Source organism: Leptotrichia hongkongensis, assembly GCF_007990635.1.
In the GTDB taxonomy this organism is placed as follows: Bacteria; Fusobacteriota; Fusobacteriia; order Fusobacteriales; family Leptotrichiaceae; genus Leptotrichia; species Leptotrichia hongkongensis.
This window is the reverse complement of sequence record NZ_AP019846.1, coordinates 883784-897997: the sequence shown is the minus strand read 5'-3', so window position 1 is coordinate 897997 and position 14214 is coordinate 883784. Positions and strand designations below refer to the sequence as shown.

The 14214-nt window shown below is 29.8% G+C and carries 15 protein-coding genes; all 15 read right to left on the bottom strand.

Features of this window, described 5'->3' with window-relative positions:
• Positions 1-59: 59 nt before the first annotated feature.
• A complete protein-coding gene (locus FVE75_RS11670; protein ID WP_147005359.1) occupies positions 60-1139 on the bottom strand; it encodes a thymidine kinase in 1080 nt (359 codons plus the stop codon).
• 66 nt (positions 1140-1205) lie between these two features.
• Positions 1206-3785: an alpha-amylase family glycosyl hydrolase gene (locus tag FVE75_RS04265; RefSeq protein WP_147005358.1), complete on the bottom strand. Its 2580-nt coding sequence runs from the start codon at positions 3783-3785 to the stop codon at positions 1206-1208.
• Complete coding sequence (locus tag FVE75_RS04260) at positions 3782-4477, bottom strand: ComF family protein (RefSeq protein WP_147005357.1); 696 nt, start codon at positions 4475-4477, stop codon at positions 3782-3784. The genes FVE75_RS04265 and FVE75_RS04260 overlap by 4 nt, the downstream gene beginning before the upstream one ends.
• Complete coding sequence (locus tag FVE75_RS04255) at positions 4464-4664, bottom strand: zinc ribbon domain-containing protein (protein WP_006804457.1); 201 nt, start codon at positions 4662-4664, stop codon at positions 4464-4466. Before FVE75_RS04255 ends, FVE75_RS04260 begins: the two co-directional genes overlap by 14 nt.
• Before the next feature lie 9 nt (positions 4665-4673).
• The gene (locus FVE75_RS04250; protein ID WP_039901037.1) at positions 4674-5021 is read right to left on the bottom strand and encodes a YraN family protein; all 348 of its coding nucleotides are present in this window, start codon (positions 5019-5021) and stop codon (positions 4674-4676) included.
• 227 nt (positions 5022-5248) lie between these two features.
• Entirely contained in the window at positions 5249-5875 is a 627-nt protein-coding gene (locus FVE75_RS04245; protein WP_232052632.1) for a ribonuclease HII, read from the bottom strand.
• Positions 5876-6274: 399 nt separating this feature from the next.
• Positions 6275-7255 (bottom strand): RluA family pseudouridine synthase, encoded by a 981-nt coding sequence (locus FVE75_RS04240; protein WP_147005356.1) that lies wholly within the window; start codon positions 7253-7255, stop codon positions 6275-6277.
• Between the two features lie 224 nt (positions 7256-7479).
• On the bottom strand, positions 7480-7896 hold the full coding sequence (locus tag FVE75_RS04230; RefSeq protein ID WP_147005355.1) for an HD domain-containing protein: 417 nt from the start codon (positions 7894-7896) through the stop codon (positions 7480-7482).
• A gap of 171 nt (positions 7897-8067) precedes the next feature.
• Positions 8068-8775, bottom strand: coding sequence for a pseudouridine synthase family protein (locus FVE75_RS04225; protein ID WP_232052631.1), 708 nt, complete (start codon positions 8773-8775; stop codon positions 8068-8070).
• Positions 8772-9089 carry a pseudouridine synthase family protein gene (locus FVE75_RS11270; protein WP_232052630.1) on the bottom strand — a complete coding sequence of 106 codons (318 nt, stop codon included), beginning with the start codon at positions 9087-9089 and terminating at the stop codon, positions 8772-8774. The genes FVE75_RS04225 and FVE75_RS11270 overlap by 4 nt, the downstream gene beginning before the upstream one ends.
• A gap of 500 nt (positions 9090-9589) precedes the next feature.
• Positions 9590-10663 carry an asparaginase gene (locus FVE75_RS04220; RefSeq protein ID WP_147005354.1) on the bottom strand — a complete coding sequence of 358 codons (1074 nt, stop codon included), beginning with the start codon at positions 10661-10663 and terminating at the stop codon, positions 9590-9592.
• A gap of 155 nt (positions 10664-10818) precedes the next feature.
• Positions 10819-11481: an HAD family hydrolase gene (locus FVE75_RS04215; protein ID WP_006804471.1), complete on the bottom strand. Its 663-nt coding sequence runs from the start codon at positions 11479-11481 to the stop codon at positions 10819-10821.
• 113 nt (positions 11482-11594) lie between these two features.
• Positions 11595-11816, bottom strand: a complete 222-nt coding sequence (locus FVE75_RS04210; RefSeq protein WP_015769634.1) for a DUF896 domain-containing protein — start codon at positions 11814-11816, stop codon at positions 11595-11597.
• A gap of 432 nt (positions 11817-12248) precedes the next feature.
• A complete protein-coding gene (locus FVE75_RS04205) occupies positions 12249-12521 on the bottom strand; it encodes a hypothetical protein (protein WP_172618769.1) in 273 nt (90 codons plus the stop codon).
• 238 nt (positions 12522-12759) lie between these two features.
• Positions 12760-14133, bottom strand: coding sequence for an FAD-dependent oxidoreductase (locus FVE75_RS04200; RefSeq protein ID WP_147005352.1), 1374 nt, complete (start codon positions 14131-14133; stop codon positions 12760-12762).
• Positions 14134-14214: the final 81 nt, after the last annotated feature.

The window sequence follows — 14214 nt, the reverse complement described above, 5'->3', positions numbered from 1 at the left end:
ATATATTTTTTTGTATAAACAACTCAGAATATTCATTATTAAATAAGTTAATTTAAATCTTACAATTCTCTATATTTAACTTCCGTTATTTTCGATATTTTCTCAATAACACCATTTTCTTCCTTTTCTTCGCCAGCGTGACTACTCCCGTTCTTATAGACAATTTCTTTCAAGTTCAAATCCGATTTTTTTAGTAAATCCACTGTTAATAAAATCTGGTTAAGTACACCTTTTTTATTTTTTGAAACAATGATAACTTCTGAATTTTTTCTAAATTCACACATAAAATCGAGAATACTGTAGCTTCCTTCCAGCTTTAACAAAAGTCCGCCAGTAATTCTAACAAAGATATAATCGTTTTCAGCTAATGCCAAATTTATTTTTTCACGTAAATTTATTAAATCACTTTTTTCATTTTCCTCCATTTGCCCTTTTATAACTATTGTTGTTACTTTTTTATTTTCAAATAGCTGCTCTTCATACATTTTTTCAACAAATTTCTTGCCAACGTTAATTTCTGTTCCAACTACAAAATATATTTTTCCTTTTTTATCAGTTCTATGCCTTACAATATGATGCCTTCGGCATCTTGCCTCGTAATTTTCATTCGCACCGACCATAACCAGCGGATCGTCATAATAAGCAGGCTCCCCATTGATAAGACGCTGACTCGCATAAGCAGGCTTTCCACAAACCATACAAATTGCGTGAAGCTTATCCACCTGATCGGCAATGCTCATAAGTTCTGGCACTGGCTCGTAAGGCTCTGCCCTAAAGCTCATATCAAGCCCTGCGACAATCACTCTTTTCCCATATTCCACATACTTCTTACAAAACTCAACTATTTTTTCCCCAAAAAACTGCACCTCATCAATTCCAATTACTTCCGCATCAACATTTTTTTCCATAATTTCTTCCATTTGAGAAACATCACTCACGGGATAAGCCCTAAAACTGTCATTCCCATGCGAAAATACCCCTTCTTCCCCATATCTATTATCAATTGAATGCTTAAATGCCACAATTTTCTGCTTCGCATACTCAGCCCGTCTAAGCCTTCTTATAAGTTCCTCACTTTTTCCTGAAAACATGCTTCCAGTAACAACTTCTAATGTTCCTATTTTAGAATTTTGTATCATTTTATCTTCCTTTTTCTATCATTTTATAATTTACGTTTTAAAAGGGGGACTTGCCCCCATTCATTTTTAATTTTTATTTTGTCTAAATGAGTCAAATATATTCTTTGCATTACTGTATAAAACTTTGACTTCATAAGGTTTTACGTTAATTTGAATTTTTTTATCAGAAATTGCGTAATTTTCTTTTAAGTTCAGCTGATTTCGATAAAATCCAAATAATTTTGGTACTTGTAATGATAATGGATATTCATCTGGTCCGTTATTTACTACAACTATTATTGATTCATTCCCGTCTGAAATTTCATAGGAAATAAAGTCTGTATTTGGCCTTGCTGGCGTAAAATCACGTCCTTGGTACAATTTTGCCCGTCTATTCTGATCTGCTAAATAAGCAGATATTTCTGAATCAATACGACCTTGCGTTTTTGGATCGCTGTAAACTTCAAGAATTCTTAATTTACCATTTTTAAATAAATTTTTATGTTCTTTTCTAACTTTTAGTAGTGCTTTATAGTGGTTTTCTATATCTGCATTGCTATTTACAGGATACGAAATCCATTTTTGCACTTCGTTTACTTCCACAACGCTTGGCAAACTTCTAAGCCTGTCTTTATATTTAATAATATTGTCAGTTTCATTGTCATAAGGTTCATAATCCTCCCATAACATGGGCTTTCTATTTCGTGGCGAATCTGCTCCCCACATTCCCTTTTCATCACCATAATATATAACCGGTGTTGCAGGCAGCATCATTTGCATTGCAACGACTCTTTTAAGTTTACTTACAGCTGTTCCGTCATACAAATCAGGACGAATATTTAAGTATCCCTGATCCGACTGATTATTTCTATCATAAACTCTATTTGGATTTATCATTCCACTAAAGATTCTATCTGTATCAAGCGACCCAATAAAAACTTGTGTCATATTAAAACGATTGCTTGAATATCTGTTATAAATCTCATTTAATTTTGTTGCAAATTCTACACCGTTAATTCGGTAATTTGGATTAGTATTTACAGTATATTTTATAATATTATTGACAATATTGTAATCTGCCCCACTGTCATAAATTCCATCTTCAACATCTTTTGTAATACTATTTGAAACCTCTCCTGTAATTAACAAGTCAGGTTTATATTTTTTCAAATTTTCTGTAATTTGTGCAAGATATTCTTTATTCTCGTTGTCGTAATAAACATATCTTATTCCGTCAATTCCGTCATCATACACATCTTTTTTAAAAGTCTCATCAGGCCCTAAAATCCATTTTTTCATTGCATTTTCAATGTAATTTCTAACTTGCGGATTTTTTAAGTCAAGTACAGTATCCTTTAAATACCAGTTGGAAAATTCTTTATTATTTCTAGCAAAAAATCTGCTTGACGTTGTATCAGGAGCCACTTCCAGAACTACTTTCAGCCCTTTCTGGTGAGCCTGTTTTACAAGGCTTGCCAATTGTAAATCAGAATCTGTCCAAATCCAGCTTTTTACATTCAATAAATCCTCATCAAGTAAATTTTTATCCGTTTCAGGATTGAAAATAAGCAAGTTTAGCTCCTTATCTCCATTGTTATTATGAACTTTTGCCTTTATATCAAGCCCTTTTGATGTTCCAGTCTGCTCAATGTATCCAAAATACGGATCCACATGATTAAAATAAATCGTATCATATTTATGGTTTGAAAGCGAATAAAATGGCGATGATAGAATTATGTATTCCGCACCAAGATTTTTGATGTAGTCAAGTTTGTCAATTATTCCCTGTAAATCTCCACCATAGTAACGTGTGTAGTTTTGCACGTCATTTAGCGTATTTTCTTCCCATTCATTTTTTTCCTCATAGTTACTGTTCCATTCATTCAAAGAAAACTGCGGTTTTTCATTTCCACCCCAATATGCCAGCACTAAGTCTTTTTTTGAAGTTCCTGAACGAATTTCTCCAGTAGGCTCTGAAAAGTCATCTGTCCCAAATTCATTAAAAATCGCATCATTATCCACATCGCCATTTCTAAATGAATCAATATAAATCTGATATCCAACTGAGCCTCTAGCCCATTCTGGAATTGTTGTAAGCTTTGTAGAACGTGAATATTCAAATTTCTCTACATTTGCAGGATTTTTCGCAATATTTCTCCCCATATAATATTTAGTCTTGTCATCAGTCAATACAAAATAATAGCTTGACACATTGCTTGGAATTTCAGCCATAAAAATCTCGTTACCACCATAATTTCCAATTCCACGCATCATTTTTTTTCCGCCACTGTAGACAACTTCGGCAGAATAAACATCGTTATTTTTCGTTCTTAACATAATCTTTACATTATTTCCATTAAGTACCCTGAATTCAGAATCTTCCTTATGAACTAACGAATTCAAGTCAATAACTCCATCATTTCTTTGGCTATATTTCAATGATTCTGTTGAATTTTCCTCACTTTTCCCTGTTTCATTATTCTCTAGATTTTCAATATTTTCCTGTTTATTCTTATTTTTTCTTTTTACTGCACTAATCAAATAACCTTCACGATTGTTTACATCATTATTTTTAATATTCATTTGAAAATTTTCATTTTGTGCAGAAAATGAAACAACTGAACTTACCAAAAACAATAAAACTTTCATTTTTAATTTAAAACTCATATTTCTCCTCTATTTACCTTAATCTCCCTAGCCGCAGCCAGACAAAAAACAGTAATTTTTATATTATTTCCATTTTTTTTATCTTTATTATCAAATTGCCTTAAAATGCTATTTTTTATTTCCCTAAGCGTAGCTCCTGTCGTTACAATATCATCAAGTATCAAAATTTTTTTATTTCTCAAGTCAACATTTTTAGAAACTCTGAAAGCTCCCTCAATATTCCTGTTCCTTTCCTCTTCGTCTAAAATTCCAGCCATCTTTTTTGTATTTTTTATTCTCTCAATCCGAACATAATTCACTTTCAGACAGTTCAGAATCTCATCAACCTGATTATACCCTCTTTCATTCTTTCTTTTCCTGCTGACAGGCACACTCACGACAATATCTATCTTTTCACGTTTCAAGACATAATAAAATTCTTCCTTTATCAATTCAGCAATCAATTTTGCCATGATTTTTCTATGATTATATTTATAAGAATAAATTAACTTCTTAAACTCCTTATTGTAATCCCATACATAATAAATATTATTTAATTTTCGCAATTTTTTCAAACTTTTCAGAATATTTTTCGTATCTTTCGATACAATACCGTACTCAACTAATTCCACCCCTGAAATTATATCCTGGTTTCTAAATAAAATTCCTTTAAAATTAAATATTATTTCCTTAAAAAATTTAATATCCTTCAACGGGATCCTCAACCTTTTGAACTATTTTAGTTGAGTACATCTCTGTATATCCGCAATTTTTACATATTTTTAAATAAAATGTATCAATGGCAATCTGAGTTCCAGCAACTTTTTTTGTAGGAATTGCCACTTTTTTCATTTCAAACATTTCTTCTCCACATTTGCAACATTTCTCATCATTTCTCATACAATCACCTCAAAACGCATTTTTTAACCACTCAATACTGCTAGAGCCACGACTTACTCCAACAATATCATACCTTACATTTTTATCCCATTCCTTTTTTAAAAGATAAATTTGTGAACTTGCAAGAATCTTATTCTGCTTCTCCTCAGTCACCATCTCAATCGCCGATCCAAAAAAATCATTCTTCCGATATTTGACCTCCACAAATACCAGCGTCTGACTCTTCTTTTCAAAAAAAATCAAGTCAATTTCCCCAAACCTGGTATAAAAATTACTCTCAACAAACGTAAGCCCTTGCAAAATCAAATATTCCTTCGCCACATTCTCATACTTAAACCCAATTTCCCTTTTATTCATACTATATTCTCGTCCCATCCCCTTTTTTTACATTGTATCATAAATATCTATATTTATTCTTTTAATTTTATATTATATGATACCAATTTTTCACTTATTTTTCAAGACTGGAAAATTTCCTCTTCTTTTTTTATTATTTAATTTTTTCAAAATTTTCATTTACTTTAAAATTTTTAATTTTCTTACACGTTTCATGTTCATTTTTATTTTACTGAATAAATAAAAATCTACTTTTTCTTCCCGCTTCCATCCAATATCTTCTTCAAAAACGTCTTCCTATGATACCTACAAGCCCCTTTTTCAAGCAAGGTTTCTCTATGTTTCTTAGTTCCATATCCTTTATGTTTCTCAAATTGATACTCAGGAAATTCTTTTGCAATCTCACAAAGTATTCTATCTCTTGTAACCTTTGCCACAATCGAAGCTGTCGCAATAGCTAATGACTTGCTATCTCCCTTCACAATGCATTCCTGCTCTCCTTCATACTCACGAATCAAATGATTGCCATCAACTAGAACTATATCAAATGCTGATTTTTCAGCTACTTGATTAATCGCTCGACGCATTGCTAGAAATGTTGCATTCAAAATATTCATCTCATCAATTTCCTTTTCTGAAGCAATCCCGATTCCTACGATACAATTTTTTTCTATCGCTTCAAACAATCTTTCCCTTTTTTTCTCAGTCAACTTCTTCGAATCGTTAATCTCCTGCAATTCTGGGAAATCCTGAATCACAATTACAGCTCCAGCCACGACTGGCCCTGCCAAAGGCCCTCTCCCAGCCTCATCAACCCCAACAACAATCTTATTATATTTTTCGTCAAATTCCATTAATTCATTTTTTTTATCCATAAGCATATTCCTTTACTTTTTATAATATTTCTAAACTTAAAATTTGATAATCTATTTTTCATTCAATTAAATTAGTTTCTCAAATTCTATTTCAAATTTAATATTTTTTATTAGTTTTTAACGCAGAGGTATCAAACGCCATACCTCTGCACTCCCGCTTGACGCAAAAATTTCTTATAAGAGAAAAAGAAAACTCGCTTTTGATGTATAGTTTATTTTAAATTCGATAGTTGTATATAATTTAAGACTTATTTCAAAAGCTCAAACAGTTCTTTTTCTCTTAACAAAATTTTGCTTAATAATATTTCTAATTAATTTATCTAATACTAATAACTTATAATTCAACATTTTTAACTTAACTATAATAATTGATTTAATTAGAATGAATATTAAAAAAAATCAAGAAATTTCAAATTCCAGCCCACATTTTTTCAATGCCTTTTTAAAATCTTCTGGCAATTTTGCAATAAATTCTATATTTTCTTCTGTAATCGGATGTTGAAATTCAAGCTTATAGGCATGAAGCATTTGGCGTTTTTCGGTGTCTGTTCTGCCGTAGACACTGTCGCCTAAAATTGGGTATCCTAAATGTTTCATGTGAACTCTTATTTGGTGAGTTCTTCCAGTTTCAATATGAACTTTAACAAGCGTAAATTTTTCCGTCTGTGAAATTACTTCGTAATTCGTAATTGCAGTTTTTCCTGAATTTAAGTCATTTATTACGGTCATTTTCTTCCTGTCGTTTTTATCACGCCCGATTTGTGTTACAATTCTTCCGCTTTTCTGGTTTAGTTTTCCTTTTAAAATTGCAAGATAAGTTTTTTTTACAGTTTTATCGTGAAACATTTGTGACAATTTTAGATGTGACTTGTCATTTTTGGCGATTATTAAAAGTCCGCTTGTGTCCTTATCTAGCCTATGCACAATGCCAGGACGGATTTCTCCATTTATTCCTGACAAATCTTTGATGTGATACAAAATTGCATTTACAAGCGTTCCCGAATAATGCCCATTTGCAGGATGTACAACAATTCCAGCTTTTTTATTAATAACTGCCAAATCATTATCTTCATAAATTATTTCAATATCAATGTTTTCAGGTTTAATTTCAACAGTTTCCAGTTCTGGAATTACAACTTTTATTGTATCATTTTCTTCAATCTTATAAGCAGGCTTTGTCTTTTTTTTATTTACCAAAATATTTTCATCTTTTATAAGCTGTTGAATACGTGTTCGTGTCAACTCGAGCCTTTCTGACAAAAATTTATCAATCCTGCTCCCTGCCTCTTCCTTCAAAATAACAATATTTTCCTCATTTTCACTATTTTCAACATCTATTTCATCTTCAAATTCATTTTCAACTTCATATTTTTCATTCATAATTATCTATTTTTCTTTCTTTTATAATTTTTTATTTTCCAAAATTCTATTCTCTTTTAAAATTTATCCCGTCAATACAACGATTATAAATTAATTCCTTAATTGCACTCACATCATTAGTTTCATAAAATTTCACAAGCAATTCTAAAAATATTCTCCTCCAATGTCATTTTATACTTGTCTTTCATAAAATCACTCTTTTCTAAAAATTTTTCATCAATTTCTTAACTCTCATCATCACATTTCTGAAAAACACTCATTTCTTCTGAATATTCTCTATTATGATGATTTTTCGCCAAAACCGCTACTTCCTCATCGACTTTTTCCAACTTTTCAGAACTTCTTTGGGCGTGGTTTCGTAACTGCGTTTTAAATCCTAATTTATGCAAAACTCTCCTTATAATCGACACATTTTCTTTTCCACAGTCGTGCAGAAGTGCCAATTTTAAATATTTCTCATTATTTTTTAGTTCTGTTTTTTTTATCTTTTTATAAACTTCAAGCGAATGAAACTTATCATAATCAGACATTTCCAAAAATATTTTCTTTTCTTTTTCTGTCAATTTTTTCAAAGCCTCATTCATATAAGCCCTGTTAATTTTCGGTTTAAAATATTCCATTGCTTTTCTAATTATATACATTTTTCCACTCTTTTCCTAATCTTGATTTTTCTTATTTTTCTACATTTTCTGACAAAATACATCAATATCCTGTTATCAAATTTCATCATTCGATATTTTTCTATAAATAGTATCTAAAAACTTTTAAAAACAATAAATTTCTACATAATCTATAAAATATTTTCAATTTTTTCAAATCTCTTTTACAACTATATCTCCAAAAATCTTCTTTAACTTCCTAATATTTTTCCCTCTTTTCCCAATAAATTCGCCTTTATCTTTCTTCTCAACGAAAAATACCGTAAAATAACTATTTCTCTCAATTTTTTTAACTTTATCTGTGCTTTTTAATTGTTCATTCAAATCATCTATTTTGATTTCAGAATTTTCTATTTCAAAAATTTCATTATTATTCTTTTTCAAATTTATCAATTCTTCAATATTTTTCACATCAAAAAAACTGATTTTGTCCAATTTCTCTGAAAAATCAATTTTCATAAGTGTCAAATATTTCCCATCAAGCGGTTTATCTTTTATCCCTAATTTTCTATTTTCAAAATTTCCATCATTTAACTTTTCAATATCAAACTTTGTATTATTTAAAATAAAATTGCTCATAATCCGCACTTGCTGTGGCAAAAATCCATCTCCTACAAAATACAGCTTACCATTTTCATATTTCACAAAAATTTCTCTTGTATGATTTTTTAATTTTTTCCCCTTTTCCGAAGTAAACTCATAAAAATCCTTTTTTCCAGATACTTTCTTGCAAATCTGATTTATTTTCTCTTCATCGTTTTTCCTAAGTTTTTTTGGATATTCATAAATATAATATCTTTTTTCAATCATTTGTGGAAATTCAAGAAATGGCAATGTTCTCGCTATTTTATTGATTTTCATCCCTTCTGTTTCCAAAATTTTAATTTTGAAAAATCAATTATCCCTTTGGAATTTATATAAAGAATATTTCCTTTTGCACTTACATTTGCATCAGTTCTTCCAGCCTGCTGAATACCTTTAAAAATCTTGATTTTATTCTTTTCCAGAATTTTCCTAAATTCTGACTTAACACTCTTTTTATTAGGATTTTCATCAAAAGATTCAAATCTCTGTCCTTCATATTCTACAAAAAACATATATCCAAAATATTTTGTATTCTCAAAACCTCTTATTAATTTATCTAGCTTTATTTTTTCTGTATTAATATTTTCCATTTTATATCCTTTATCAATTTATTATTTACTTTTCTTTATAACACCAAAATACTTCATAAGTTAAAAACAATTTTACTAACATAATGTATTATATATTTTTAAAAAATATTATAATTCTAAATCTAATATTAAATTCCGTTAAATTTTTATAGTAGGGTTGTTTGATAGTTAATTCATAAATCATTCAACTAAATTGTTTTTTATTATTTTTTAGATATTTCAATTAATAAATTTTTTTCATTTTTATTTTCGTAGGATTGCTCATTGCCGCAAATCCTACAACCTATGGCTAGTCTACGCATTTTTCTGCACTGACAAAAAACTCGCTATGCTCAAACAGTTTTGCCAGTACATAAAAATGCTCCGACAGATTATATTTATACTAGACTTTATTTAAAAAATAAAAAATTATATTTTGATTATTTGAAATATTAGGTTTATATCTTTTATTAAAAAAGTTTTTAACGAATTCGTTATTTAAATGGGGTTTAGTATAAAATCTATTTAGTAAGCTCTCCCGCAATATTCATTAACAATCTTTCCTTAACTTTTTCAACATCATATTTCCCTAAAAGGCACATAAATTTCGTAATTGCAGCTTCTGGTGTCATATCGTATCCATTTACAACACCTAGTTCCGTAAGTATGGCATTTGACTCATAAAGTCCCATTTCCACACTTCCAACTGTGCATTGAGTTACATTCAGAATTATAACTCCCATGTCAATTATATATTTTATTGTTTCTAAAAATTCCTTATTTTGTGGAGTATTCCCACTTCCATAAGTCCGTAATACAAGTCCTTTTATACTATCATCATCTTGGAATATCCGTTTTAAAATTTTAGGATTAAATCCAGGAAATACATCCATCATCAGTACATTTGGATTAATTTTGTAATCTACATAAAATTTTCCCTCCGGCTTTGATAATAGCCTGTTTTCGTATATTTTTATTTTTGAGCCTGCCTGCCCTAATGGAAGATAATTTGGGGAAGAAAATCCAAAATAATTTGTAGAATCAAGCTTTCTTGAACGATTTCCCCTAAAAAGATGATCTCTGAAAAATACGCACACTTCTGGAATTACAGGCAGTATTTCATTTTCTGAATTACAAATTTCACTATTTACCTGAGTCTGTTTTTCAATTATTTCAATAGAAGTTAGCAAATTTTGCAGTCCATCACTTCTAATTTCCTGAATTGGACGCTGTGCTCCTGTCAAAATCACCGTTTTTCCAAGATTTTTTAACATAAAAGAAAGAACACTTGCAGTATAAGACATTGTATCCGTTCCATGCAGTATTACAAAACCTTTGTATTTATCGTAATTTTCTTCAATTATTTTACCAATTTCCAGCCAAATTTCATAATTCATATCAGAAGAATCAATGATTTTGCTTGTCTGAACATAATCAACATTCATATCCTTTAAAAATTGATAGTTATATATAACTTCCTCCCAAGATGAAGAGGGCTTCAATGCACTTTTATTGTCATCTTTATCTGAATGAACCATGCTGATTGTCCCACCTGTATTTATTACCAAAATCTTCTGACTTCTCTGCTCTTTCATACATCCCACCGTTCCTTCTTCTGCTTTTCATTTGTTACCCAAACTTTTTTATCTTGACTTTATTTTATCATTTTCTCTAGTAAATGTATAGCACTTTACAAATCAAAAAAAATCGCTTTAATATAAAATACTAAAACGATTTCTCTAAAAACTTTCTATTCACCTTTTATTCTCTCAATAATTTCCTGAACACCAGACACCTTCACATCTTCGTCAATTCCATCCTCGCCTTTCACTTCACCAAATCCCCATTTACAGTAAACAATATCAATTCCAGCATTTTTAGCTGTATTTACATCCACAAGCATATCTCCAACAAATAATATTTTTTCTTTTGAAATATTTAAATTTTGTGCCATTTTATCAACATTGTACGGATTTGGCTTATTTGGATATTCCTTTTCATTTGAGCCAAATATTCCATCAAATTTCCATTTGGATAACTTTTTATCAACAGCAGACAAAGCTGTTTCATGATCCTTATTTGTTACAATACCTTTTTTCACGCCATTCTGTTCCAAAAAATCAAGCAATTCAGGTATTCCTTCATAAGGCTCAACACCATAGTCAAAGTAAATATCATAATATTTTCTTATAACTTTTTCCATTTCCTCATTCGTTACATCCTCATATTTCTCTTTTCCCAAAATATTCCGTGCAAGCCCTGAAACTCCACCACCAACAAATTTTACACATTCATTAGCAGAATATTGCTTTTTCCCAAGTTCTTCCATCGCTGAATTTACAGTCTTTGTAATAGATTTCGACGTATCCATAAGCGTCCCGTCCAAATCAAATATAACTAAATCGTATTTCATAAATTTCCACTCACTCCCTTCCTAATCCACTTTAAACAATTACTAAAATCTCATCAATCCAACTTTGAATATTTTAAGAGATTAATCTCTAAATACTATTATTACTATTTTATTTACGCTTCAGGCTCAATAACATTCCCGTCATCATCAATTGGATTCCCATCATCATCCACTCTAACAACCTTAATGCTATCCAAATGCCCTCTCACACTTTCCTTAAATTTTTCAATATACATTTTTCTATATTTTTCACGCTCTTTCTTCTCTTCTTCGGTCAATTCCCTCTCACGTGCCAACTTTGAAAATTCATTTACTTTTTTAATAATATCTTCCATTTTTCTAATTTCCTTTCTAAAAAACATTATACATCATCTTGATTTTTATCTAAAATACAGCATAAAATAAAATTTATTGGTATTAAACTCTTAGTTTTGAGTTTATTTTTTATCTAATTTATAAATTTCATAATCCAAAAAGTATAGAACAATATTATTATACTGCATTACTCATAATTTATCAATACTTTTTCCTAAAGCATTTCCCTAAAAAAATTTAGACATTTCACAAATGTTTATATCAAAAAATCACAGTTAATCTTAATAACCGTGATTTTAATTTGAAGAAATTTTTTATTTTATATCAAATTTCATTTAAGAAACTGAAATTATATTTTAATTATTTAGTAACCCTATACCAGAAGAAATTCATAACAAACCTATTATTCAAATGAAAAATAGCATTATTTATTGTTTTCTTACTTCCTTTATTTAAATTCTTCCCATATTTTCGAACAACATAAAAGTTTTAAGTGAAATTGCAGATATATTGAGTAAATTAGCCATTATTAATGTTGAATATGTATATCTATTTAATCTATTATCATCTTTTACAAAATTTGCAATTATAAAAATCGGCATTTGTAAAACTATAATTCCATAAAATTGCATATTTCCATGATAAATCAATCCTAACAAATCAGTAAAAACTAAAGAAAAAGCAACATAAGACAAGAACTTGTTATTTTTTCTTTTCATTATCATAAACAATAAAACAACCAAAATACATACTATTACGTGCAAACCTTGGTTTTGTGAAAAAAAATCCTTGCCCAAAATTTTTATACATAAAAGCAAATACACTATTCCAAAAACTAAATCACCCCATAAAAACTTCTTAATTTCTTTTTTCTGAAAAACTTTTATAAAACAAAAAATAAATCTAAATAAGATATAAAGCATCAATAAATCTAAAAATATAAGCACAGTCAATTCTTCCAATTTATTTCACACTTCCAAATAAATCATTCAAAGCCTCACTCATTGTAGGGTGAGTAAATATCATATCTTTTAGGAATGTATATTTTTGTTCAGCTTTCATGGCTGCTGCAACAATGTTTATCATTTCGTGGGAAGTGTTGCATAATAAAGTACATCCTAGTATTTTGTCTGTTTTTGCATCTATAACTGCTTTAAGCAGTCCATCTGTTACACCTTCTATTTTTGCTTTTGGAATTACCATTGCTTCAAGTCTTCCTGTTTTTACTTCATACCCTTTGGCAATTGCTTCGCTTTCAGTCATTCCAACTCTTGATAAAGGTGGATTTATGAATACGCTGTATGGAATTACATTTCTGTCGTTTACCGTTCTGTTTCCTCCATTGTAAAGATTATCTCTTATTATTCTAAAGTCGTCAAGAGAAATATATGTAAATTGAAGTCCGCCTTTCACATCTCCCATTGCCCAAATGTTATCAGCTGTTGTTTTCAATGTTTCGTCAACTACAACAGCACCTTTTTCGTCAGTTTTTACTCCTGCCGCTTCTAGATTAAGCCCTTCTGTATTAGGTTTTCTTCCGATTGCCACAAGAATTGCGTCTGATTCAATTTCGCTCTTGCTTGCCCCTTGTGAAATTTGCACGTATCCTTTTCCATTTTTATCAACAATTTCCTCAATTTTTGATTCTAGTAAAAATTTAATTCCTTTTGCCTCAAATATAGCCTTTGCTCTATCAGCAATTTCTTCATCTTCTCTAGGCATAAGTCTTTGTGCCAAATCAATTACTGTAACTTCTGACCCAAAATCAGCATACATCGAAGCAAATTCCAGTCCAATGTACCCTGCTCCCAAAATAGTCAATTTTTTAGGAAGTTCCTTTAATTCCATAATTGAAGTGCTTGTATAAACATGATTACTTTCTTTAAGCCCTTTTATACCAGGAATTATGGTAGTCGAACCTGTATTTATAAATATTTTTTCTCCTTCAATCTGAACATTTTCACCATTACTCTCAATATTAACAACATTTTTTGAAGCAAAACTTCCAAATCCATCATAAATATCAATATTTTCCTTTGTAGCTAGCATTTCATAATTTTTTCCACGTAACGCACCAATTAATGTATTTTTATTATTTATGCTTTCTTCATAAAATTTTTCCTTTTCCTCAATACCGCTTAATCCTTTATTTTTAAGAACTTTTGTACTGTCAACAAGTTTTTTTGTAGGAATACACCCAATATTTATACAAGTTCCTCCATACATCTTGTCCGATTTCTCAATCAAAGCCACATTCTGACCTTTCCCAGCCAAAAATCCTGCCAAAGTTTTTCCACCTTTTCCAAATCCAATTATTATTGCATCATATCTTTTCATTTTCTTCGTCCTTTCCATTCTATACAATTAGTTACATAATTGTATTCATTATAAAATTAGATTTCCTTGTCTTAAGAATAC

What these genes read in the sequence shown, in the direction of transcription:
- FVE75_RS11670 (WP_147005359.1), bottom strand. Translation starts at nt 1,139, where the DNA reads ATGATACAAAATTCTAAAATAGGAACATTAGAAGTTGTTACTGGAAGC.
- FVE75_RS04265 (WP_147005358.1), bottom strand. Translation starts at nt 3,785, where the DNA reads ATGAGTTTTAAATTAAAAATGAAAGTTTTATTGTTTTTGGTAAGTTCA.
- FVE75_RS04255 (WP_006804457.1), bottom strand. Translation starts at nt 4,664, where the DNA reads ATGAGAAATGATGAGAAATGTTGCAAATGTGGAGAAGAAATGTTTGAA.
- FVE75_RS04250 (WP_039901037.1), bottom strand. Translation starts at nt 5,021, where the DNA reads ATGAATAAAAGGGAAATTGGGTTTAAGTATGAGAATGTGGCGAAGGAA.
- FVE75_RS04245 (WP_232052632.1), bottom strand. Translation starts at nt 5,875, where the DNA reads ATGGATAAAAAAAATGAATTAATGGAATTTGACGAAAAATATAATAAG.
- FVE75_RS04240 (WP_147005356.1), bottom strand. Translation starts at nt 7,255, where the DNA reads ATGAATGAAAAATATGAAGTTGAAAATGAATTTGAAGATGAAATAGAT.
- FVE75_RS04230 (WP_147005355.1), bottom strand. Translation starts at nt 7,896, where the DNA reads ATGTATATAATTAGAAAAGCAATGGAATATTTTAAACCGAAAATTAAC.
- FVE75_RS04225 (WP_232052631.1), bottom strand. Translation starts at nt 8,775, where the DNA reads ATGAAAATCAATAAAATAGCGAGAACATTGCCATTTCTTGAATTTCCA.
- FVE75_RS11270 (WP_232052630.1), bottom strand. Translation starts at nt 9,089, where the DNA reads ATGGAAAATATTAATACAGAAAAAATAAAGCTAGATAAATTAATAAGA.
- FVE75_RS04220 (WP_147005354.1), bottom strand. Translation starts at nt 10,663, where the DNA reads ATGAAAGAGCAGAGAAGTCAGAAGATTTTGGTAATAAATACAGGTGGG.
- FVE75_RS04215 (WP_006804471.1), bottom strand. Translation starts at nt 11,481, where the DNA reads ATGAAATACGATTTAGTTATATTTGATTTGGACGGGACGCTTATGGAT.
- FVE75_RS04210 (WP_015769634.1), bottom strand. Translation starts at nt 11,816, where the DNA reads ATGGAAGATATTATTAAAAAAGTAAATGAATTTTCAAAGTTGGCACGT.
- FVE75_RS04205 (WP_172618769.1), bottom strand. Translation starts at nt 12,521, where the DNA reads ATGATAATGAAAAGAAAAAATAACAAGTTCTTGTCTTATGTTGCTTTT.
- FVE75_RS04200 (WP_147005352.1), bottom strand. Translation starts at nt 14,133, where the DNA reads ATGAAAAGATATGATGCAATAATAATTGGATTTGGAAAAGGTGGAAAA.